This is a genomic window from Kordiimonas aestuarii (assembly GCF_025574465.1).
GTDB classification, from domain to species: Bacteria; Pseudomonadota; Alphaproteobacteria; order Sphingomonadales; family Kordiimonadaceae; genus Kordiimonas; species Kordiimonas aestuarii.
In genome coordinates this window covers 255,383-275,947 of the sequence record NZ_JAOBPP010000019.1, presented here as the reverse complement: position 1 = coordinate 275,947, position 20,565 = coordinate 255,383, and the positions used below count along the sequence as shown (strand labels likewise).

The 20,565-nt window shown below is 57.9% G+C and carries 18 protein-coding genes and 1 tRNA gene; 9 read left to right on the top strand and 10 right to left on the bottom strand.

What is annotated here, in order from left to right; genetic code table 11:
* Window positions 1–15: 15 nt before the first annotated feature.
* Window positions 16–1,146 (bottom strand): sialidase family protein, encoded by a 1,131-nt coding sequence (locus tag OEU85_RS08725; protein WP_262691091.1) that lies wholly within the window; start codon window positions 1,144–1,146, stop codon window positions 16–18.
* Between the two features lie 8 nt (window positions 1,147–1,154).
* Entirely contained in the window at window positions 1,155–2,006 is an 852-nt protein-coding gene (locus OEU85_RS08720; protein ID WP_262691090.1) for a TIGR00266 family protein, read from the bottom strand.
* A gap of 148 nt (window positions 2,007–2,154) precedes the next feature.
* Between OEU85_RS08720 and sppA the strand changes: the two genes are divergently transcribed.
* The 3 genes from sppA to OEU85_RS08705 all read left to right on the top strand — a co-directional run bounded on the left by sppA (window position 2,155) and on the right by OEU85_RS08705 (window position 5,172).
* Window positions 2,155–3,987, top strand: a complete 1,833-nt coding sequence (gene sppA / locus OEU85_RS08715) for a signal peptide peptidase SppA (RefSeq protein ID WP_262691089.1) — start codon at window positions 2,155–2,157, stop codon at window positions 3,985–3,987.
* A complete protein-coding gene (msrB, locus tag OEU85_RS08710; protein ID WP_262691088.1) occupies window positions 3,987–4,388 on the top strand; it encodes a peptide-methionine (R)-S-oxide reductase MsrB in 402 nt (133 codons plus the stop codon). The genes sppA and msrB overlap by 1 nt, the downstream gene beginning before the upstream one ends.
* A gap of 157 nt (window positions 4,389–4,545) precedes the next feature.
* Window positions 4,546–5,172, top strand: coding sequence for an FMN-dependent NADH-azoreductase (locus OEU85_RS08705; RefSeq protein WP_394805403.1), 627 nt, complete (start codon window positions 4,546–4,548; stop codon window positions 5,170–5,172).
* An 88-nt stretch (window positions 5,173–5,260) separates the two neighbouring features.
* Here OEU85_RS08705 and OEU85_RS08700 read toward each other — a convergent pair whose 3' ends face one another.
* Both OEU85_RS08700 and OEU85_RS08695 read right to left on the bottom strand, forming a co-directional pair.
* On the bottom strand, window positions 5,261–6,628 hold the full coding sequence (locus OEU85_RS08700) for a DUF3667 domain-containing protein (protein ID WP_262691087.1): 1,368 nt from the start codon (window positions 6,626–6,628) through the stop codon (window positions 5,261–5,263).
* A 56-nt stretch (window positions 6,629–6,684) separates the two neighbouring features.
* Window positions 6,685–7,344, bottom strand: coding sequence for an MBL fold metallo-hydrolase (locus tag OEU85_RS08695; protein WP_262691086.1), 660 nt, complete (start codon window positions 7,342–7,344; stop codon window positions 6,685–6,687).
* Between the two features lie 403 nt (window positions 7,345–7,747).
* Here OEU85_RS08695 and kynA point away from each other — a divergent pair, with 403 nt between their 5' ends.
* The 3 genes from kynA to kynU are packed head-to-tail and all read left to right on the top strand — an operon-like array spanning window position 7,748 to window position 10,514.
* Entirely contained in the window at window positions 7,748–8,614 is an 867-nt protein-coding gene (gene kynA / locus OEU85_RS08690; RefSeq protein ID WP_262691085.1) for a tryptophan 2,3-dioxygenase, read from the top strand.
* 11 nt (window positions 8,615–8,625) lie between these two features.
* Window positions 8,626–9,264 carry an arylformamidase gene (gene kynB / locus OEU85_RS08685; protein ID WP_262691084.1) on the top strand — a complete coding sequence of 213 codons (639 nt, stop codon included), beginning with the start codon at window positions 8,626–8,628 and terminating at the stop codon, window positions 9,262–9,264.
* Window positions 9,261–10,514, top strand: coding sequence for a kynureninase (gene kynU, locus OEU85_RS08680; protein WP_262691083.1), 1,254 nt, complete (start codon window positions 9,261–9,263; stop codon window positions 10,512–10,514). Before kynB ends, kynU begins: the two co-directional genes overlap by 4 nt.
* Before the next feature lie 8 nt (window positions 10,515–10,522).
* Here the strand turns inward: kynU and OEU85_RS08675 are convergent, their stop codons facing one another.
* The 6 genes from OEU85_RS08675 to OEU85_RS08650 all read right to left on the bottom strand — a co-directional run bounded on the left by OEU85_RS08675 (window position 10,523) and on the right by OEU85_RS08650 (window position 17,091).
* Complete coding sequence (locus OEU85_RS08675; RefSeq protein ID WP_262691082.1) at window positions 10,523–11,506, bottom strand: DUF1835 domain-containing protein; 984 nt, start codon at window positions 11,504–11,506, stop codon at window positions 10,523–10,525.
* A 158-nt stretch (window positions 11,507–11,664) separates the two neighbouring features.
* On the bottom strand, window positions 11,665–12,366 hold the full coding sequence (locus tag OEU85_RS08670) for a TonB family protein (RefSeq protein ID WP_262691081.1): 702 nt from the start codon (window positions 12,364–12,366) through the stop codon (window positions 11,665–11,667).
* 257 nt (window positions 12,367–12,623) lie between these two features.
* Window positions 12,624–12,698 (bottom strand) — tRNA-Gln (locus OEU85_RS08665).
* Between the two features lie 110 nt (window positions 12,699–12,808).
* Window positions 12,809–13,690, bottom strand: a complete 882-nt coding sequence (locus OEU85_RS08660) for a 4-(cytidine 5'-diphospho)-2-C-methyl-D-erythritol kinase (RefSeq protein ID WP_262691080.1) — start codon at window positions 13,688–13,690, stop codon at window positions 12,809–12,811.
* Window positions 13,687–15,411 carry a tetratricopeptide repeat protein gene (locus OEU85_RS08655; RefSeq protein WP_262691079.1) on the bottom strand — a complete coding sequence of 575 codons (1,725 nt, stop codon included), beginning with the start codon at window positions 15,409–15,411 and terminating at the stop codon, window positions 13,687–13,689. The genes OEU85_RS08660 and OEU85_RS08655 overlap by 4 nt, the downstream gene beginning before the upstream one ends.
* Before the next feature lie 21 nt (window positions 15,412–15,432).
* A complete protein-coding gene (locus OEU85_RS08650) occupies window positions 15,433–17,091 on the bottom strand; it encodes an electron transfer flavoprotein-ubiquinone oxidoreductase (protein WP_262691078.1) in 1,659 nt (552 codons plus the stop codon).
* 307 nt (window positions 17,092–17,398) lie between these two features.
* Here OEU85_RS08650 and OEU85_RS08645 point away from each other — a divergent pair, with 307 nt between their 5' ends.
* The 3 genes from OEU85_RS08645 to moaB are packed head-to-tail and all read left to right on the top strand — an operon-like array spanning window position 17,399 to window position 20,527.
* Window positions 17,399–18,226 (top strand): uracil-DNA glycosylase, encoded by an 828-nt coding sequence (locus OEU85_RS08645; protein WP_262691077.1) that lies wholly within the window; start codon window positions 17,399–17,401, stop codon window positions 18,224–18,226.
* The gene (locus OEU85_RS08640) at window positions 18,223–20,010 is read left to right on the top strand and encodes a lytic transglycosylase domain-containing protein (RefSeq protein WP_262691076.1); all 1,788 of its coding nucleotides are present in this window, start codon (window positions 18,223–18,225) and stop codon (window positions 20,008–20,010) included. The genes OEU85_RS08645 and OEU85_RS08640 overlap by 4 nt, the downstream gene beginning before the upstream one ends.
* Window positions 20,003–20,527: a molybdenum cofactor biosynthesis protein B gene (gene moaB / locus OEU85_RS08635; protein ID WP_262691191.1), complete on the top strand. Its 525-nt coding sequence runs from the start codon at window positions 20,003–20,005 to the stop codon at window positions 20,525–20,527. The genes OEU85_RS08640 and moaB overlap by 8 nt, the downstream gene beginning before the upstream one ends.
* The last annotated feature ends 38 nt before the right edge of the window (window positions 20,528–20,565 follow it).

The window sequence follows — 20,565 nt, the reverse complement described above, 5'->3', positions numbered from 1 at the left end:
CTATCCCCCTTAAAATCAATCAATCTCAATAATGGTGCCTTCAATGCCACGAAGGCCACGCTCATCTGCAATATAGTAGGCAATCAGGATTTGACCACTCGGCAGTATCGTCGCCGACGGATACCCGGTGTCGCGACTTAGGCTGTCGTCCCGGATGACAAACTCTTCCGTGTCCGCAATGTCCTGCCCCTCAGCCACCACACGCGCCCGCACACCCATCGGGTCATGGCGGTAACCATACACCAGCAACAGCCTGCCGTCCGGCAAGTTGAGCGGATCATATGGATGGCCCTTCACGTTCACGGTTTCAGCCGGACCAAAATTGCGGCCTTCGTCGGAAGACGCGGCAATCACCAGCCGGTCGTCGTTATGCCCGGTGCGGTGAAACGCCGTGACCTTGCCCGCAGGCCACGCGGCAAGCGCGGGTTCCACCAATGTAACGTCAGCCATAGCGATCATGGTGTCGGGCACCGACCAACTGACACCATCGTCCCGGCTTTCAAAAAAGCGGATAACCGGCAGGTCCTGCCCCTTCACATTTCCGGCATACCCTGCAATCAGCAGGGAGCCGTCACTGCGTTCGATCATCCGCCCCCGGACAGGCGCGCTTTGCGGACGGTATTTCATTGTACGGGGGCCGCTCGTGGGTTCGTCAGGCAACAGGATATGATCCGACCAGCTCTGCCCTTCATCCTCGCTGTAGCGCACATAACTGGCCCAATAGATATATCCCGCGCCCAGATGCTCCTTGGTGACAGGGGCAAAGCCCTGGTCCTTGAGCTTGTCTGCGATTTCGTTTGTTACCGGGTACCACAGGAAACCATATTGCAGCAGTCGGCCCGTGGAGGTGAGGAACAGGTTGGCGTCCTGATCCCCCGCTTCGGCGTAGGTTGGCAGGCCGCGCGCGCCCACGCGTTCCTGCAACCCGCCGTCAAAACGCAGCATCGCGATGTGGGAGCGAAAGTGCCAATGGTCGACACTGTCGCGCTCCACCTCCGCCGCCTCGCCCAGCATCCAGCGGTGGTCGGGCGCCCGGCGAAAGGCCAGCAACACGTCACCCGACGGCAGTGCAAGCACATTGGGGAACGCTGAATAAAATCGTTCATCCCGGTAAAGGGTCTGGTGGCGGATAATACGAAGTCCCATAAGTGCCCCTAGAAGCTGCTGTCGCCGTCCAGCATACGCCCAATGCCGCCAAGGACGGAACCCTCGCCTTTATCCTTGCCGCCATATTGCGGTGCCGCCGCCAGCACCCGCCCGGCAAGACGGCTGAACGGCAGGCTTTGCAGCCACACCTTGCCCGGCCCCTGAAGGCGCGCGAAAAACACGCCTTCGCCGCCAAATATCATGGATTTAATACCACCCACGCGTTCTATATCCATGTCCACGTCGGCGGTCATCGCCGCCACACAGCCCGTGTCCACATGCAGCACTTCACCGGGCTTCAGCTCTTTTTCAACCAGGGTACCGCCCACATGCACAAAGGCCCAGCCGTCGCCGTCAAGACGCTGCATGATAAAACCTTCACCGCCGAACAGCCCGGTCATGATTTTTTTCTGCAAATGGACGCCAATCTGCACACCCCGCGCCGCCGCCAGAAAACTGTCTTTCTGGCAGATAATGCGCCCGCCATAGTCCGACAGTTTGAAAGCAAGGATATTGCCGGGATAGGGTGCGGCGAAGGCCACACGCGCCTTGCCCGCGCCTTCGTGGGTGAAAACCGTGGTAAACAGGCTTTCTCCGGTAATCAGGCGCTTGCCCGCACCGAGAAGCTTGTCCATAAAACCGGCCTGTTGGCCCGCCCCGTCGCCAAAAACAGCGTTCATCGTAATATCGGAAGACTTGAACATCATGGTGCCCGCTTCAGCGACGGCGGATTCGCCTGGGTCCAGTTCAACCTCGACAAATTGCATCTCCGCGCCCTTGATCTCAAAATCGACATCATCTGCAATAGAATTGCTGCGGGTGTGGCGTGAAATTGGAACATGTGGAACGTGGCTGGGCATTGGCTTCCCCTTGTTTGATTTGTTTCTCTCGCTGCACGCAGGTGTTTAAGAATATCGGCATCTCCTCTTGACGGAGAAGCCTGTGCATCGCACCTTCTCTTAATGAAGGCATGTTGCCAACTCTTTTCAAGGTTTGGAGAAAATCGCCATGAAAGGCGTTTGGGTTATTATCAAATCCATTTTTAAGTTCATTCAGGGGCTGGGCACCACCGCGCTCGGGCTTCTTGTTATCCTCTTTTTGTTCGGCGTCTATATGGCCAGCAACCGCGACACGCGCCCAGTAGTGCCGAACGGCGCCGTGATGGTGCTGTGGCCCAACGGCATGATTGTCGAGCAAGCGGAATACCCGGACCCACTGGCGGAGGTGTTCACCGAGTTCAACAGCGTACCGCCGCAGACCAGTGTGCATGATATCCTGCGCTCGCTTGAACGGGCAAAACACGACAACCGCATCAAGGCTGTCGCGGTCCTTACAGACAATATGTTCGGTGCGGCGCCAAGCCATTTGCATGCTATTGCCGATGCCATTCGCGATTTCAGGGAAAGCGGCAAGAAGGTATACGCAATTTCAAGCGCTTACAGCCAGGGCACCTATATGATCGCGGCACAAGCCGACAAGGTCTATATGAACCCGCTCGGCAGCGTGATGCTGACCGGTTTTGGTTCCTACCCGACCTATTTCAAGGACATGCTCGACAAGATCGAAGCCAATGTGAATGTGTTCCGGGTCGGCACCTACAAGGCCGCCGTTGAGCCATTCATTCGCAACGACATGTCACCGGCGGCGAAGGAAGCCAACATGGCCTTCCTCACCAGCCTGTGGGACCAGTACGAGACATCTGTCGTTGAGGCACGGGGGCTTGAGCCAGGGGCGCTGACAGCCGCCATGAACACGGTGAACGCGGACCTGCGTGCGGTGAACGGCGATTTCGCCCAGCTTGCGGTCAACAATGGCCTCATCGACGAACTGGCGCCGCGCGCAGACTGGCGCCACGCCCTGATGGAAGAATATGGCGCCACGCCGGACGGCACCAGCTTCAACCAGATTCATTTCCAGGCTTACCTGGCGGCCACCGATGGCCCCAACCGCAGCCAAAACCAGATTGCGGTCATCACTGCGCAGGGTGAGATTGTGATGGGTGAAGGCCCGATCACCGTAACCGCTGCCGAAACAGTGGTGGGCTACATCCGCGACGCGCGCAACAACCCCAATACCTCGGCAATTGTGCTCCGGGTGGACAGCCCCGGCGGCTCCGCCTTCGCGTCCGAGCTGATCCGTCAGGAACTGGTCGCCGCGCAAAACGACGGCCTCAAAGTCATTGCCTCCTTTGGCCCCGTGGCGGCTTCGGGCGGGTACTGGATATCGGCCACCGCAGATGAAATCTGGGCTGCGCCAAGCACCATCACCGGCTCCATCGGTATCTTTGGAATTGTGCCTACGTTTGAACGCACGCTCGACAAGGTTGGTATTCATACCGACGGGGTCGGTACGTCGCCGCTGGCGGGCGCGTTTAACATCACCCGGCCGATGAGCGACACCGCCAAGGACATCATCCAGCAATCGATCGAGGCAGGCTACCGCCAGTTCCTCACCCTTGTGGCACAGGGCCGCAACATGTCGGTCGAGGATGTGGACAAGGTGGCGCAGGGCCGTGTGTGGGTCGGCTCCAAGGCACATGAACTTGGGCTTGTGGACAACCTGGGTGATTTTGGCGACGCGGTCAAAGCGGCAGCGGCAGCGGCAGGCGTTGACGATTACAACCTTGTCTTCTACCGCGATCAGCCGGACCGGTTTGACCAGATGCTGGCAAGCCTGTTGAATTCCTCGCTGGGGGACAATTTCAAGGGTTTGTCTGGCAACCATATGTCACCGCTGATGAAAACCGCGATGGAAATGAAGACCGAGGCTGAAAAGCTGTTCCGTTTCAATGACCCGGATGCGCGGTATATTGTGTGCTTTGTCTGTAAGGTCAGGGATTGATGTCTGACGACCCAATCAGCAAAAGCGACGAAGAATGGCGCAGTGAACTGACGCCGGAACAATATCAGGTGTGCCGCTGCGGCGGCACCGAAGCGCCTTTTTCCGGCAAATACTGGAACACCAAGACACGCGGCACCTATCTGTGCGCCGCGTGCAAGGCACCGCTTTTTTCCAGCGAGACCAAGTACGACAGCGGCTCAGGCTGGCCCAGCTTCTATGCCGCTGTTGACGACGACGCGGTATCGGAAAAAACAGATACCACACATGGCATGGTGCGCACGGAAATCCTGTGCGCACGGTGTGAAAGCCACCTTGGGCATGTGTTCCCCGATGGCCCGCCGCCGACCGGCCTCAGGTACTGCACCAACTCCGCCTCACTTGAGCTGGAGCCAGACGACTGATCTGTGCGGCCCTGGCGTATTCTGGCCGGCTCCAGATCAATGTTTCATAAAACGCAACGCGGCCTTCGGAAATGCCCACCTACTGTTTCACGATATAGCCCATACATTTTCTTCAACAGCAGCGCACAGCGCCAAGGCTTAAGAGAAGGAATGTATGATGACCATGAACAACAAATCCCACCTGACCGTCCTGCGCGTTGATGCAAGCGCGCGCAAAAGCGGCTCTATCACCCGTGACTTTACCAACCGGTTCATTGAGACACTCAGCGCTGACCGTGATGTGGCCGTATTGAACCACGATGTGGCCGAGGGCTTGCCCTTCATTACAGAGGATTGGGTTGGTGCCAATTTCACCCCCGCGGATGCCCGTACTGAAGAACAAAGGCAGCACTTGGCCATATCTGACAAGCTGATCGAGGATATCAAGGCCTCAGACGTGCTGGCCATTGGTGTGCCGGTCTATAATTTCAGCGTGCCGGCCACTCTCAAGGCCTGGATCGATATGATCGCCCGGGCTGGTGTTACCTTCAAATATACCGAGAACGGACCCGTGGGTTTGCTGACGGGTAAGAAAGCCGTGCTTTTTGTCGCCTCCGGCGGCACGCCTGTGGGAGCCGCATATGACTATGCTACCACCTACATGCGCCATGTTCTGGGGTTTGTAGGCATCACCGATGTCACAATTGTCGCGGCGGATAAAACAGCCGTGGACGCGGAAGCCAGCCTGAAGGCGGCGGAAGAACAGCTCGAAGGCGCTGTCACTGAATTCAGGCAGGCGGCATGAGTAGCAACTAACCACCGCTTGTAACGGGAAACGCACCGCATCCTCGCGCGGTGCGTTTTCTTTATGACGTTTTTCTCTATGACGTTGGCTAGAGGTCACGCAGGCCCATGAGCACGGCACCAAAGATCGCCATCGACATGATGGCGAAATAACTGACCCAGATAAACCCCGCCTTGATAAAGGCGCGAATAAAACCCTGCTCCTGCCCCACCTTCAGCGCGATAATCAGGTAAATCGACGTACCCCACCAGAAAACGCCCAGCCCCATATCGCCCCCGAAGCGCGGCACGACGATAATCAACGCTGTCATCAGCAAAAACAGGAAGCTGTGAAAGTGCAGGGAGAAAACCAGTTGATGCAATAACAGTCGATCTTTCTTCCAATGAAACAGCCTCAGAATAAGGGCAAACACGGGCACCAGTACAAAAAGCGCACGCGGCAGCCATTCGTTGAACAATTTGTTCATCTGCTCAGGCTGCCTCAGCGCGCGCGCCGCCCCCTTGACCACATCTTTCAGAAATTCATCCGTATCCGGGTCGTTCAGGACTTTATCAATATCTTCCTGCCTCAGCCCTTCATGTTCCCCCCCGTCATTGTCGACAAACATATCGACATCGACATCATAAGGAAAATCAGTGTCAGCATCATCAAGGGTTTTCACCTTCAGCGCTTCAGGGTCATCGACCATTTTTTCAAGCGCCTTGCGTGCCTCCTCAGGCATCTCGTCGCCGCGTTTCCCAAGCGCCTTTTCCAGGCTTTCGCGCACCTTGTCGGCTTGAGCCTCGGCCTTTTCCTCCTCTTCATCGTCCCTGAGGTCATCCCTGATCGCTTGCTGGATTTCCGGGATCAACCCGGCGGCGGTTGTGTCGTTGTCACCGGCGGGCACCGGCACGGTGTCAGGCTCGGGCGGCAGCACAAGAGGCTCAAGCCCCTCGGCCTCAAGCCGGCGGTTCACGGCTTCCAGATTCTTCGTGGCTTCCTCTGTCGCAGCCTTGCGTTTTGCCTCAAGCTCCGCCGCCGTCACCTTTGGTCTGACGTCAATGTCGAGGATCAGTACATCGGCGATGGCCACGATGACAAAAAACATGATCGAGACGGTGATATAAAGCCTGAGCGGCGGCACAAATTGTGCCCGCCTGCCCATGGCAAAAGCGCGTGTCAGCCCGCCCGGCACCAGCACGAGCAGGAACAGCGTCTTGAACAGGCGGCTGTCGCTTGAGAACACATTGTCGAGAATTTCGCGCAACAGCGACCAGAAAGGCCGCTTGAAGTCATCATCACGCTGGCCGCATATATGGCAAAACGGGCCGGTGAGCGTGGCGCCGCAATTGTTGCAGTCCAGCCCGGCTTCCCTGACTTCCTGTGCCTTCAGTTCATGCTCGCCGCGCTTGCGGGTTTCGCGCCGAAGCCGCCGACGTTTAAGCTGAACGATCCATTTCCTTGCAAGTCTGCGCATCGCCTGCCCCCCTTAAAAGCCTTATAGCAAAGGGGGTTGGCATGCACCAGTGCGGATTAGCCGTTTGCACTTGCCAGTGCGCGGTCCCCCACGAAGGGGTTTGACTGGCGTTCCGCCCCGAAAGTGGACAAGGGGCCATGCCCCGGCACAAATGTCACGTCATCGCCAAGCGGCCACAGCTTGCTGGTGATGGCATTGATAAGGTCCGCATGATTACCCTTGGGAAAGTCCGTGCGCCCGATCGAGCCCTTGAACAGCACATCGCCCACAAAGGCCACCTTGTGCGTGGGTTCAAAAAACACCACATGGCCGGGGGTATGCCCCGGTGTGTGATACACCTGCATGGTGATGTTACCGATGGTGACCTCGTCACCGTCATTGAGCCATTCGTCCGGCTCCACGCACCTCAGGCCCGGCAGACCATATTGTGCTGCCTGTGCCTCGATGCCTTCAAGCCAGAAATTGTCATCCTTGTGCGGGCCGATCACCGGCAGGCCAAGTTTCTCGCGGATATCCTGCGCGCCGCCCGCATGGTCAAGGTGCCCGTGGGTCAGGAATATTTTCTTCAGCGTCACGCCCAGCTTTTTGGCCACGTCCAGAAGTTTGTCGGCCTCCCCGCCGGGGTCAACAAAAGCACCTTCCATAGTCTCATCGCACCAGATGATGCTGCAATTCTGGGAAAAGCCGGTAACCGGCACGATCTGGGCCTTAAGCATAAACACTCCTCAAACGCTGGGGCGACCATAACGGCAGACGACAATGCCTTCAAGCGCCCTCGCTATAGATAGGACGGAACGGGCGCAAATAAAGGCTTGTGCCCGGGACTCGGCTGATGCATAGGATTCTCAAGCAATAGTGGAGAGTATGATGCGTAAAATTCTAGCCCTGACCGCAATACTGAGCCTGCTTTCGGGCTGCGCGGTGGTTACCATACCCATCAAGGTCGCCGCCAAGACGGTTGAAACGGCCGTGGACGTGATCGACTGATCCCTGTTAGCATCCCCCGCAGCGTTAACACCTGAAAGCGCATTGAAACTTGCGCAAATTCGCGTTAGCATCAATATAGTTTAGACCTAAAATAAATATGCCAACGCCATCCGGCACAAGGGAAGCAGCATCATGGCAAAGGATAAAAGCAACACAGCCCCCGCCGCCCCGGCTACATCCGTTGATGTCGCGGGCGAGGACATCCACTGGAATCAGGACATCTCCTACGGGTCTTACCTGAAGCTGGATGATTTGCTGGCCTGCCAGGCACCCCTGTCGGACAAACACGACGAAATGCTGTTTGTCGTCATCCATCAGGCGTCCGAGTTGTGGATGAAATGCTGCATTCATGAGATCGGTGCGGCGATGGAACATGTGAAGGCCGACAACCTTGGCCCCGTGTTCAAGATGCTGTCCCGCGTGGCACGCATCCAGACCAACCTGAAGCAGTCGTGGGAAATCCTGTCCACCATGACACCGTCTGACTATGCCGCCTTTCGCGATGATCTGGGCCAAAGCTCCGGCTTCCAGAGCTTCCAGTACCGCGAGATTGAATATCGCCTTGGCAATAAGGCCGAACGCATGGCGGAGGCCCACAAGGCCAGCCCCGCGCGCTATGACCGGCTGCAAAAAGTACTGGATGAACCCAGCTTTTATGACCTTTGCCTGCAACTTCTGGCGCGGCGCGGCTTTGATATCCCCGCTGACGTGCTGGAGCGCGACTGGCGCAAACCCTATGTGGCAAACGACAAGGTCGAAGCCGCGTGGCTTGCCATCTATCGCGACACACAGAAATACTGGGATCTTTACGAGTTGGCCGAAAAGCTGGTTGACCTTGAACACCACTTCCACGCCTGGCGCTTTGCCCATATGAAAACGGTGGAACGCATCATCGGCTACAAGCGCGGCACCGGCGGCACCGGTGGGGTATCCTATCTTGTGAAAGCGCTGGACCTCCGCTTCTTCCCGGAACTCTGGACACTGCGCACAAGCCTATAGGGGACACGGCCATGACCCGTATTTACGACATTTCACAAACCATCCGCCCCGGCATCCCGGTATGGCCCGGGGACAGCAAGTTTACGCTTGACCGCACATGGCATATCGAGCCCGGCTGCCCGGTGAATGTTTCCCAAATGACCATGTCGACCCACACCGGCAGCCACGCCGATAGCCGCCTGCACTTTGACGAAAAAGGTGTCGATTGCGCGGAAACCAATCTGGATGCCTATATCGGCTCCGCAACACTGATTGACCTGTCTGACGAGGTGCCAGCAGGCACACTGGTGGGGCCACACCATCTGGAAAACGCCTTGCCCGCCACGGTGGAGCGTGTCTTGATCAAGCTGTTCAAGACTTTCCCGCATGACGGCTGGGACAGTAACTTCCCGGCCATCAGCGCCGATGCCATCCGCCTGCTCGCCACCCGCGGCTGCAAGCTGATCGGCCTTGATGTACCGTCGCTCGACCGGGAGGACAGCAAAACACTCGACGCGCACTTTGCCGTGGACAAGGCAGGCATGGCCATCCTTGAAGGTCTTGTTTTTGATGACGTACCTGTGGGCGACTATGAACTGATCGCCCTCCCGCTTAAAATAAAGGGGGCCGACGGCAGCCCTGTTCGCGCAGTTTTGAGGAGCCTTTCATGATCCCGACATCGCTTGAGTGGTGCCAAAATCAGGACAAAAACGACCCGCTGGGCGACAAACGTGCGGCGTTCGACCTGCCGGACGGTGTGATCTATATGGACGGCAACAGCCTTGGTCCCCTGCCAAAATCCGTAGCCCCGCGCCTTGAAAGCGTGGTCAAGCAGGAATGGCGCACCGATCTGATCAAAAGCTGGAACACGGCAGACTGGATTAACCTGCCCACGCGTGTTGGTGCCCGCATCGCGCCACTTATCGGCGCGAAGGCCGCTGAGGTGGTGATGGCTGACAGCACCAGCGTGAACCTGTTCAAGGTCGCCGCCGCCGCCTGCCGCTTCGCGCGCGAGGCATCCACAAAACGCACCAGGATCATTTCCGAACCCGGTAATTTCCCGACAGACCTCTATATGATGCAGGGCCTTGCCGATTTTCTGGGCGAGGACTATGAGTTGGTAACAGTGGAGCGCAGCGAGATCATCGACGCCGTTGATGATAAAACCGCCGTCGTCTTGCTCACGCATGTGCATTATGTCACCGCCGACATGTTCGACATGAAAGACATCACCGCCGCCGTTCAGGCCAAGGGCGCGATGATGGTGTGGGACCTCAGCCACTCAGCCGGTGCCGTGCCGGTTGACCTGAACGGCGCGAACGCGGATTTCGCCGTAGGCTGCGGTTACAAATACCTGAACGGTGGCCCCGGCGCGCCCGCCTTCCTTTATGTGGCGGAACGACACCTCGCCAGCGCGCGCCAGCCGCTTTCCGGCTGGTTTGGCCACAAAAGCCCGTTTGATTTCAAGGACGACTTTGAACCGGCGGCCGACATCCGCCGCATGCTGGTAGGCACCACCGGTGTGCTGGCCGCCAGCGCGCTTGAAGAAGCGCTCAAAGTATTCGAAGACGTTGACATGCGCGTCATCCGCCAGAAATCGCTGGCGCAGGCGGATCTTTTCATGGCGCTGGTGCGCGAGAAGCTGGTGGGCCATAACCTTGGCATCGTCACACCGGAGAAACACACAGGGCGCGGCAGCCACGTATCGCTATCGTTCGCGGAAGGCTATGCGGTGATGCAGGCGCTCATCGACCACGGCGTCATCGGTGATTTCCGCGCGCCAAATTATATGCGTTTTGGCTTCACACCGCTTTACCTCTCGTTCGAAGACGTTTACCGCGCCGTGGATATTCTCGCCGACATCCTCGACAAGGAAATCTGGCGCGACAGCAAATACCGCACCCGGTCGGATGTGACGTAGACCGGTTCTCAGCTTTTCAGGACCACCCTGCCCTTGGTGTCGCGGCGCCAGTGTGGCTGGCCGGAGGTTATCTCCATGCCGCCGACAAACCGCGCGCCCGGCATATGATCAAGCCAGTCTTCCTCGGTCATCAGGATACGTTCACCAAGGTCTGTGAGGCTCAGGGTCTTGTCGCGCCAGTTGTCGGCGTCTTTTTCCACACGCGCGGCACCGCCTTCAACCAGTCGTTCCAGTTCAAACCAATACATCAGGTCACCCAGATAGGGCAGCGGCTCATAGCGTAACATAAGCTGCCCGAACATCGCCCCGGCGGTGATCCGGTTCTTCTCGGCCAATATGCGTAGGCTCAGGGTTTCTGTCAGGCTCAGGCCGTGGCGGGTGGAGGGCAGTTCATCAAGGTGGCGGTCCAGCGCTTCGCGCATGGTAGGCACCGCTGGCGTGCCTGCCTTCACCAGGTCCGCCAGTGCCTTGGGGCTGTCGGCAGTCAGTGCCTGCCATACCTCGGTGCCGAGGGCCATTTGCTCGGTGCCGACCTCCGTGCGGGTTTCCCATACGCTTGCAAGGTCCTTGGGTCCAAGCTGGCCAAGGCCGGTGAAACGCGGCAGCACCGGGTAATCATGCACGCAGACAAGCTCCACCGGCGGCATGTCGCGGTAGTCGTGCAAATGCTTCAGGAGGTAGGCGAGAATAAGCTGGTCGAAATGGTCATGCTCGAACCACAGGATGATATCATCATACGCCGCCGCCTGCCGCAGCGCGTCATAGCGCGCCTGTTCCCTGGCCTTCACTTCGCCGACGGGCAGGTGGTAGGCGCCCGAGATGAAATTTGCGCGCTCGTCAATAAACTCGCCAAGCGGCAGGTCATGCACCGGACCCTGGCAAAAGGGGTCTGAAAAGTCCAGAAAGTCGCCTTCAAACCCCGCGTCCCTGAGCGCGACCTCAATATCACTGCCGCATCTGATATGAAGGGTATTTTTGCTATCAAGCGCCAAGATGGTCTGCTCCCGAGCGTTGTGTGAACTCAGCTCCAAGGTGCCTGAAAGACGTGGCGGCCTCAAGGCATATCGGCTTGATTTCCAAAAGAAAAAATAAGGGACGGTGGGAGGACCGCCCCTTTCGAGTGTGGGAAGAGGAAAGATAGAGAAACGCTTTAGCGATTCGCTGCAATCTTGTAGACAACCGGCAGGACAAGCTCACCCGCCGTCTGGCCTTCCGGCAGGTTTGGCAGCTTGCCAAGGCGGCCTGCCAGCAAAAGAGCTTCAGCATCCAGCGCTTCATGGCCGGAAGATTGTGCAATTTCCTGACGGGCAACGGTGCCGTCAGCATCAACTGTCAGGCGGACCTTCACGCGGCCCTCAACACCCCCTTCAACGAGGTCAGCCGGGTAGGAAACCGTGTTGGCGACGCGGCGGCGTACGCTGTCACGCCATTTCGCGACCGGGTCCTGTTTCGCGGCTTTTACGCCTTCGTCAGCAAGTCGGAAGCTCAGCGGTACTACAAAACTGTGGGTGTCGCCGGCGATATCAAGCGCTGGCAGACGGTCGAGGTCACGTGCCATACCAAGCGCGGCCTTGTCGAGCAGGTTGGAACCGGACGACTGAACAAGCGCGATGCCTGTTACTTCGCCGGTTTTGTTAACATCAACACGCAGTTTCGCGGTACCTTCGATACCAAGGTCCGCTGCGCGGGCCGGATAGCGGCTGACTTCGGCAAGCTTGGCACGGACCTGTTTGCCCCATACCGCTTCACCGGCAGTTTGCTCGTGAGCGGCTGCCGGGAAAGCGACAGCGGCAAGTGCGAGGGAAAGCGCTGCGGGTTTCAACACTGCGGATTTCAACACTGGGAAAGACATTTCGATAGCTCCTGAAACATAAATTCTGGCGCCTTCCGTGGCGCAGGCCCTTTATGCGCTCGCTCTGTTTCAGGATTATCGCAGCCATGTGAATTAAACACTATTCGGGCCGAGCTGATATGCGAAAAACGCATAGCTCAGACCCAAAATGCCGCCGCACGGAATTCGCACAAAACCCGCACAGGTTTCGCACAGAAATCCGCGTTTTCCGCACAGATATGTCTCGGATTCTTGAAAATGATATTGAGGGGGGAGAGTGGCTGGGGCGGGAGGATTCGAACCTCCGCATGTCGATACCAAAAACCGATGCCTTACCGCTTGGCGACGCCCCAACTGGGTTGTGGCGCGGTTTTAATCAAACTGCCCTTCCCTGTAAAGACCTTTTTTAAAGCTTTTTCGCAATTTTGCCGATGCAGGGCACGCGCCCCCCTGATACGGCCGGTCAGCTAGTCATCTCATCTGCCATAAACCACCATTCCGGCTTGGTTTTTTCCCCCCGCGTCTTTGCAGCTTCCGCCTCGGCCTTATTGTCAAAAAGGGCAAGACATGTGGCACCGCTGCCTGACATCCGCGCCAGTTTCACACCCGGAATGGCGATCAGGTAATCAAGCACGCCCTGAATGTCCGGGCACGCGCTGATCGCTGGCTGCTGCAGCGAATTTTGCGTGTCGTTTTGCAGGCCTTCCACCGTTTGCCAAGGCTTGCTGCCCCCCGCCATCGGGGCATCAAATGGTGTCGCCGCGTCCCGGAATGCATTAAAAACCGCCGGGGTCGACAGCTCCCTGTTCGGGTTCACGAGCAGCATGCCGGCGGTAAATCCAAGATCCACCGGCGTCAATTTTTCGCCAACCCCCTGAACATAAAGTGGTTTATTATAAAGGCATGCGGGGACATCGGCCCCAAGGGACAGCGCTATCGGCGCAAGCTTTTCAAGAGGCCAGTCCAGCCGCCAGAACCGGTTCAATGCCAACAGGGTTGCCGCCGCATCGGCCGAGCCACCGCCAATACCCGCTGCAACCGGCAGGTTTTTCTCAAGCGTTATGGTGGCCTTGGCCTTGATCCCGGCGGCATGGGCCAGCGCCGCCGCGGCCTTCATGACAAGATTGTCACCGCCAGCATCCAGCGCGCCGGAAAACGGCCCTACAAGTGAAAAACTCAAGCTTTCACCATGAGTTACCGTAATGGTGTCGCCATTGTTGGTGAAGACAAAAAGGCTCTCCAGCAAGTGAAGGCCGTCGTCCCGACGACCGGTAATATGCAGAAACAGATTAACCTTGGCCGGTGCGGTCACCCGTACGCTCTGCCCCTCCTGCCGCCTTTTCACGACAGGTCCGGCAGGCCCAGATCCAGCTTTTGCAGAAGCTCGGGCCGCTCCTTCTCACTCGGGTCGTTGTCGAGTGCGTGCCGCCACTGGAAGCGTGCCTCGATCTTACGCCCCACGCGCCAGTAGGCATCTCCCAGATGGTGGTTGATCGTTGGGTCGTTGGGCTCAAGCTTGACCGCTTTTTCAAGCTCAACCACGGCTTCTGAATAGTTGCCTGTCAGGTAATGCACCCAGCCAAGGCTATCGATGACAAAACCGTCGTCTGGCCGCTGCTCCACCGCCTGGCGGATCATATCTTTGGCGCGGTCGACGTTTTTACCACGGTCGATCCAGCTATAACCCAGATAGTTCAACACGCTGGCTTCGCCGGGATTTAGCCTGAGCGCAGTGATAAGGTCTGCCTCTGCCTTATCCCACTTGTCCAAGCGCTCATAACAGACACCCCGTGCAAAGAAAACAAACCAGTCCTGGGTGTTGGGTTGCCGTATCTGGTCAATCGCCTGCCCGTAGCGCACCGCGGCCTCGTCAAACAACTCTTTTTCCCGCAGCATGTCCGCGAGGGTCACAAGGAGGGTGTAATCAGCCGGGTTGTCACGCAGGCCAGCTCGCACCATGGTTTCCGCGGCGGCCATATCGCCGGCGGCGCGCAAGGCACCAATACGCTTGAGGTCCGCAAGTTCGCGCAAGGGGCTGAGCTGCGGCACAGCCGCATAAGCGCTGGCGGCAGCACCCGGCACGTTGAGTTTCTCAAGAAGCCCGCCAAGCATGATATAAGTCTCAGCCACCTCCGGCATCATGTAGGACGCCACACGCAGGTAAACCACCCCGGCCTGCGGGGACTGACCCTGAGCGAACTCGGTACCCAGGCCATAAAACACAGCTCCCGCCGCCCCGCGCGGGGTTGAGGTGTCCTGCGTCGGTTCATAGCCCGATGTAATGCGCATGCCCTCCCGCATCAGGAAGCCGTTTTTATTGAAGCGCTGGGTCTGTTCGCCGAGAAACGCGCGGGCGTCCGCCTTGTACCCGTTTCGGTAAAGCATATATGCGTACGCCACCAAAGGCTGGAATGAGGTGGGACGTTCCGCATTCGCCAGCTTCAGGAACGCGGCCTTGGCATCGTCAAATGCCCCAAGGTGATCAAGGATATAGGCGCGGTGTTCGTCACCGATACCGCTGAGACGCGGGTCGGACAAAAGCGGCTCAAGTGCCGCCATCGCATCCGCGCGGTTACCTTCGGCGGCGTAACTCCATGCCTCAAGAATTGGCGAGACCAGGAAACCAAAACCGGTATTTTTACTAGCCGCCAGCCGCGTGCGAACCCCGGACCAGTCCTGCCGTTTATAGGCCTCCAGCACATACATCATTTGAATGAGATCATCGTCCGGCGCATCTGGCTTTTGCAAAATGTCGACCGCGACACGAGCCGCGTCATCGGTACGGCCTGCATATAAAAGCTGGAAAAAGGCCCGATCAGCCACGAACTGGCTATCCGGGTCGGAATTCAGGGCGTCGAGATAATACCCGGCTGCCTTGGCATAATTGTCATCGTGGTGCGCGAGTGTGGCAGCGACAAAAGGCCCGTAGAAGCTGGAACTTTCGTCGTGCTCTTCAAATTCGCTGTATAAAGGGCTGTTGACAGGTGCAGCCACCTGACGCTCTGGCGCCTCAGCCACGCAGGCCGAGAGCGCCAAAGCCAGAAAAATAGGTGTGATAGGCTTCATTTTTGCCCTTTGGTTAACTCGCTACATATTCGGGTAGTTGGGGCCTCCACCGCCCTCTGGCACCACCCAATTGATATTCTGTGTAATATCCTTGATATCACAGGTTTTACAGTGAACACAGTTCTGCGCGTTGATCTGCAGCTTTTTGTCGCCGCTGTCGCCCTCGATGAACTCGTAAACACCGGCCGGGCAATAACGTTGCTCAGGCCCTGCATAATCCTTGAGGTTGACCTCAACCGGCACCGTCGCATTCTTGAGCGTCAGGTGGATCGGTTGATCTTCCTCATGGTTGGTATTAGAGAGAAAAACCGACGAAAGTTTGTCAAACGTGATCTTTCCGTCCGGTTTTGGATAATTGATCGGTTTGGCGTTCGCGGCTTTTTCCGTCGCTTCGTTATCCTTGTGGCCGTGCTTGAAGGTCCACGGCACAAGAAAGCCAAGGCCGATATTATTGAGCCACATATCAAGCCCGGAATATAGCGTGCCAAGGGTTACACCAAATTTGGACAATGCCGGACGTACGTTACGCACCTTGTGCAGGTCCTTGTAGATCCAGCTGTTTTTGAATGCTTCCGGATAGGATGTCAGCTCGACTTCACCCGCTGAGCCGCCGACAATCGCGTCAAACGCGGCTCCGGCCGCCAGCATGCCGGACTTCATGGCATTGTGGCTGCCTTTGATGCGCGGCACATTCACAAAGCCAGCGGCACAGCCTATCAGCGCACCACCCGGGAAACTGAGCTTCGGCACGGACTGCAAACCACCTTCATTGATCGCCCGCGCGCCATATGAGACACGACGGCCGCCCTCAAGAATTTCCTTGACCGCCGGGTGGTTCTTGAAACGCTGCATTTCATCAAATGGCGAGAGATACGGGTTCTTGTAATCAAGCGTGACCACAAAGCCGATAGCAATCTGATTGTTTTCCTGGTGATAGATAAAACCGCCACCGGCATCCTCCGTGAGCGGCCAGCCCTGGCTGTGGATCACGCGGCCCGGCTTGTGCTTGGCGGGGTCGATGTCCCAAAGCTCCTTGATTCCAATGCCGTAGGTCTGGTGCTGGCTGTCGGCGCGCAGGTCAAACTTCTTCTCTAGCCCTTTGGTCAGGGAACCGCGGCAACCTTCAGCAAACAGGGTGTATTTTGCATGCAGCTCCATACCCGGCTCGTAGCCCGCTTTATGGCTGCCGTCGCGCGCGACGCCCATGTCGCCTGTCGCTACCCCCCTTACACGGCCGTCTTCATGGTATAGCACCTCAGCCCCTGCGAAGCCCGGGTAAATCTCAACCCCCATGGCCTCAGCCTGTTCGGCCAACCAGCGCGTGAGGTTGCCAAGCGACAGGGTATACATACCCTTGTTCGACAACAAGGGTGGCAGCAGGAAGTGCGGGAATTCGGTTTTACTGGTCTCCGACAGGATCCAGTGGTGGTTTTCCGTCACCGGCGTGCTCATCGGCGCGCCTTTTTCCTGCCAGTCAGGGATCAGTTCATTGAGCGCAATCGGGTCAACCACCGCGCCCGAGAGGATATGGGCACCGACCTCAGAGCCCTTCTCGATTACGCAGACCATGAGCTCCTGCTCTTTTTCCTGCGCCAATTGCATCAGCCGGATCGCGGCCGAAAGGCCAGCTGGGCCGCCGCCCACGATCACAACATCAAATTCCATGGATTCGCGTTCCATGCGCCGCTCCTTCAAACTTCCCAATTCCGATTTACCCCATCTGGCTTACCCAGTAAGGCGGGGTCTGTCGGAAACTGGACCGCAGACACCAGATTTCAAGTGTTTATGCCTGTGCGCGGGTAAAACGTCAAACAGTTGCGGGGCTTTATTTTTAGCGGTTCAGCTCAGATGCTTACTCGGAGGCCCGCGTGCCGCGACGTCACCCCCGCACTCAAAACACATCAAAAATTCAATGCAATTTTAAGGTCTGGCCTTGTATAGTGGCGCCATCAACTTGATTCATATGGCGACAATGCAAGACACACCTTTGGACCATAACGACCCCACCGCCCTGCTAGCCTGGCACATTGCCATGGGAGCGGACGAAGCCGTCTGGGACGAATGTGTCGATAAGTTCAGCGCCCCGGCCGCCGCATTGCAGCCAACGACCGGCCCCGCCCAGCCACAAAATACCCGCGTCGCGCAGCCGCCACAGCAACAACCAACGGGACCGCGCCGGGTTGAAGCCAAACCAGTGCAGGCCATCAGTGGCGCAGGACAAGCCGCAGCTGAAAGCATCGCCGCAGGCTGTAACAGCCTTGCGGAGCTGGAGGCCGCGCTGAAAGATTTTGATGGCGGCTTGCTGAAACGGTCCGCGAAAAACACGGTGTTCGCAGATGGCACCCGGGGCGCGCCGCTGATGATTGTTGGCGAAGCGCCCGGCGCGGACGAGGACCGCATGGGCAAACCTTTTGTTGGCGTCTCCGGCCAACTGCTTGACCGCATGCTTGCTGCGGCTGGCATGAGCCGAGAGAAAAACGTCTATATTTCCAATGTGGTGCCATGGCGGCCCTTGGGCAACCGCACGCCCGATCACGCCATCATTGCCATGTGCCTGCCGTTCATCAGGCGCCACATTGAACTGGCGGAACCCAAGGTTGTTTTGATGCTTGGCGGAGTCTCCGCCAAGGCGCTTCTTGGCACGGAAGACGGGATCACCCGGTTGCGTGGCCGGTGGAAGGAACTGGGTATCGGCAGTCAGAAAATTGCCGCATTGCCTGCGTATCACCCTGCCTATCTGCTGCGCCAGCCACACCTCAAGGGGCTTGCGTGGCGTGACCTGCTTGCAGTCAAAAGGAAGCTTCAGTCGTTATGAGTGTCAGAATCCTTCTGGTCAGTATCTGTTTCCTGTTTCTTGCCGTCAGCCCGGCCGCCCACGCCGCTCCGGCAGAGATCCCCACGGTTCTGAACAGCGAAGACATCAACCGCTACAGGCGCATCTTTGAGCTGCAGGAACAGGCAAAGTGGAATCAGGCTGACAAGATGATCATGCAGCTTGAGAACCCGGTCCTGATGGGCCATGTCTGGTTCCAGCGCTATATGCACCCGACCGGCTATCGCAGCAAATATACCGAACTTGCCGGGTGGTTGAAGGCCTATGCCGACCATCCAAACGCCTGGCGTGTCTATAGCCTGGCACGGCGCAGACAGGGCAAGGCCCATGCGCCAAGGCGCCCCAGCGACACCCGGTATCCTGGCGTTACCGGGCAAGCCGCTGATCCCAAGCCGCCGCTGCCCAGCCGCACCCGCGAGGAACGCAGTTCCGTGACAACCTTCATGGCCAATGTGCGGCGCTATGTGCGCGAAGGCGAACCCGAACGCGCCGAAAAACGCTATTGGGCAATGGTTGAGAGAGACTTGCTGGTGCCCTATGAAGAGGCCGAGGCTCTCGAACGCATTGCCTCCAGCTATTATTATAAATCGAACGATTTTAAAGCACTGGTGCTCTCGACCCACGCAGCGGAAATGGCGCGGGAGATTGTGCCGGAAGTCGACTGGATTGCCGGTCTCTCCAACTGGCGTACCGGCGACTATGCCAAGGCCTATGAGCATTTTAGCCATCTGGCCAACTCGGAACGGGCGGGCAGCTGGCTTTTGTCTGCAGGTCAGTTCTGGGCCGGACGTGCTGCCTACAGGCTCGGCGATGTCAGCCGGGGCGCAGAACACCTGAGGGCCGCCAGCAATTATGTCGAGACATTCTACGGTTTAATCGCGAGCCGCCAGCTTGGCATAAAACCCGATATTGACTGGTCGGTACCGGAACTCCGGCCCGACGCGCTTGAAAGGTTGCTGGACCATCCGGCCACCCACCGTGCCATTGCGCTGACCGAAATCGGACGCGATGACATTGCCGACGAAGAGCTTCGCCTTCTGTGGGGACGTGAAGGCACCACGGTGCAGGAAGACCTGCTCGCGCTGGGCGCACGCCTGAACCTGCCCAATATCCAGATACGTCTTGGCCGCGCGGGCGGTATCGGCAAACCAGCGTCAACCGCGGTGCGCTACCCCTTGCCTGACTGGGCACCAGCAGGTGGTTTTTCGGTGGACCGCGCGCTGATTTTTGCCATGGTCCGCAAGGAAAGTGACTTCCGCATCCGCGCCAAAAGCCGCGTGGGTGCTGGCGGCCTGATGCAGGTGATGCCCGCAACAGCAAGCTATATCAGCAAGAACCGCAAGCTGCTCAAGCGTAACCGCAACAGGCTGTTTGAACCTGAATTCAATATGGCACTGGGCCAGCAGTATATTGAATACCTGCTTGATATGGACTATGTGGAAGGCAACCTCTTTATGGCGCTCGCGGCCTACAATGGCGGCCCCGGCAGCCTGATGGGCTGGCACCAGGAGGTTATATACGGTGAAGACCCGCTGTTGTTCATCGAATCCATCGGCTTTTATGAAACCCGCAGCTACATCGAGCGCGTGATGGCCAACTTGTGGCTTTACCGGATGCGGCTGGGCCAGGAGACTCCCAGCCTCGACGCTATTGCCTCCGGCGCTTGGCCGACGCTTGAGCTCCTGGACACCGAGGACACGGCGCTTGCCCATCAGCGCGCGCTTACCCGCATCTATACAGGAACCGCCACCCGTGCCGATGATTGATGAAAGCCGCCCGTTTATCGCCGTGCGAATTGCGGTAATGACCGTTTCAGACACCCGTACAACTGACGATGACCGCTCGGGCGATACACTCGCGACCCGCATTGAAGACGCGGGCCACACGCTGGCAGACCGCGTGATTGTCCGCGACGAAAGCGACGCCATTACATCGCAGCTCTATACGTGGATAGATGACAAGACCATCGACATTATTATCTCCACAGGCGGTACAGGCATCACCGGCCGTGACATCACCCCGGAATGTTTTGAGGCGCTCTACACAAAGCATATCCCCGGGTTTGGCGAACTCTTTCGCATGCTCTCCTATGAGACCATCGGCACCAGCACGATCCAGAGCCGCGCCACCGCCGGCATTGCGGGCACCACGCTCATGTTTGCCCTGCCCGGCTCCACGGGCGCGGTGAAAGACGGCTGGGACAAAATCCTCAAAACCCAGCTCGACAATCGCTATCGCCCCTGCAATTTCATTGAATTGATGCCGCGTTTTGGCGAGCGATAGTGTTTCCCCGTAGAAATCAGCGCCATTGACGCCTTGGC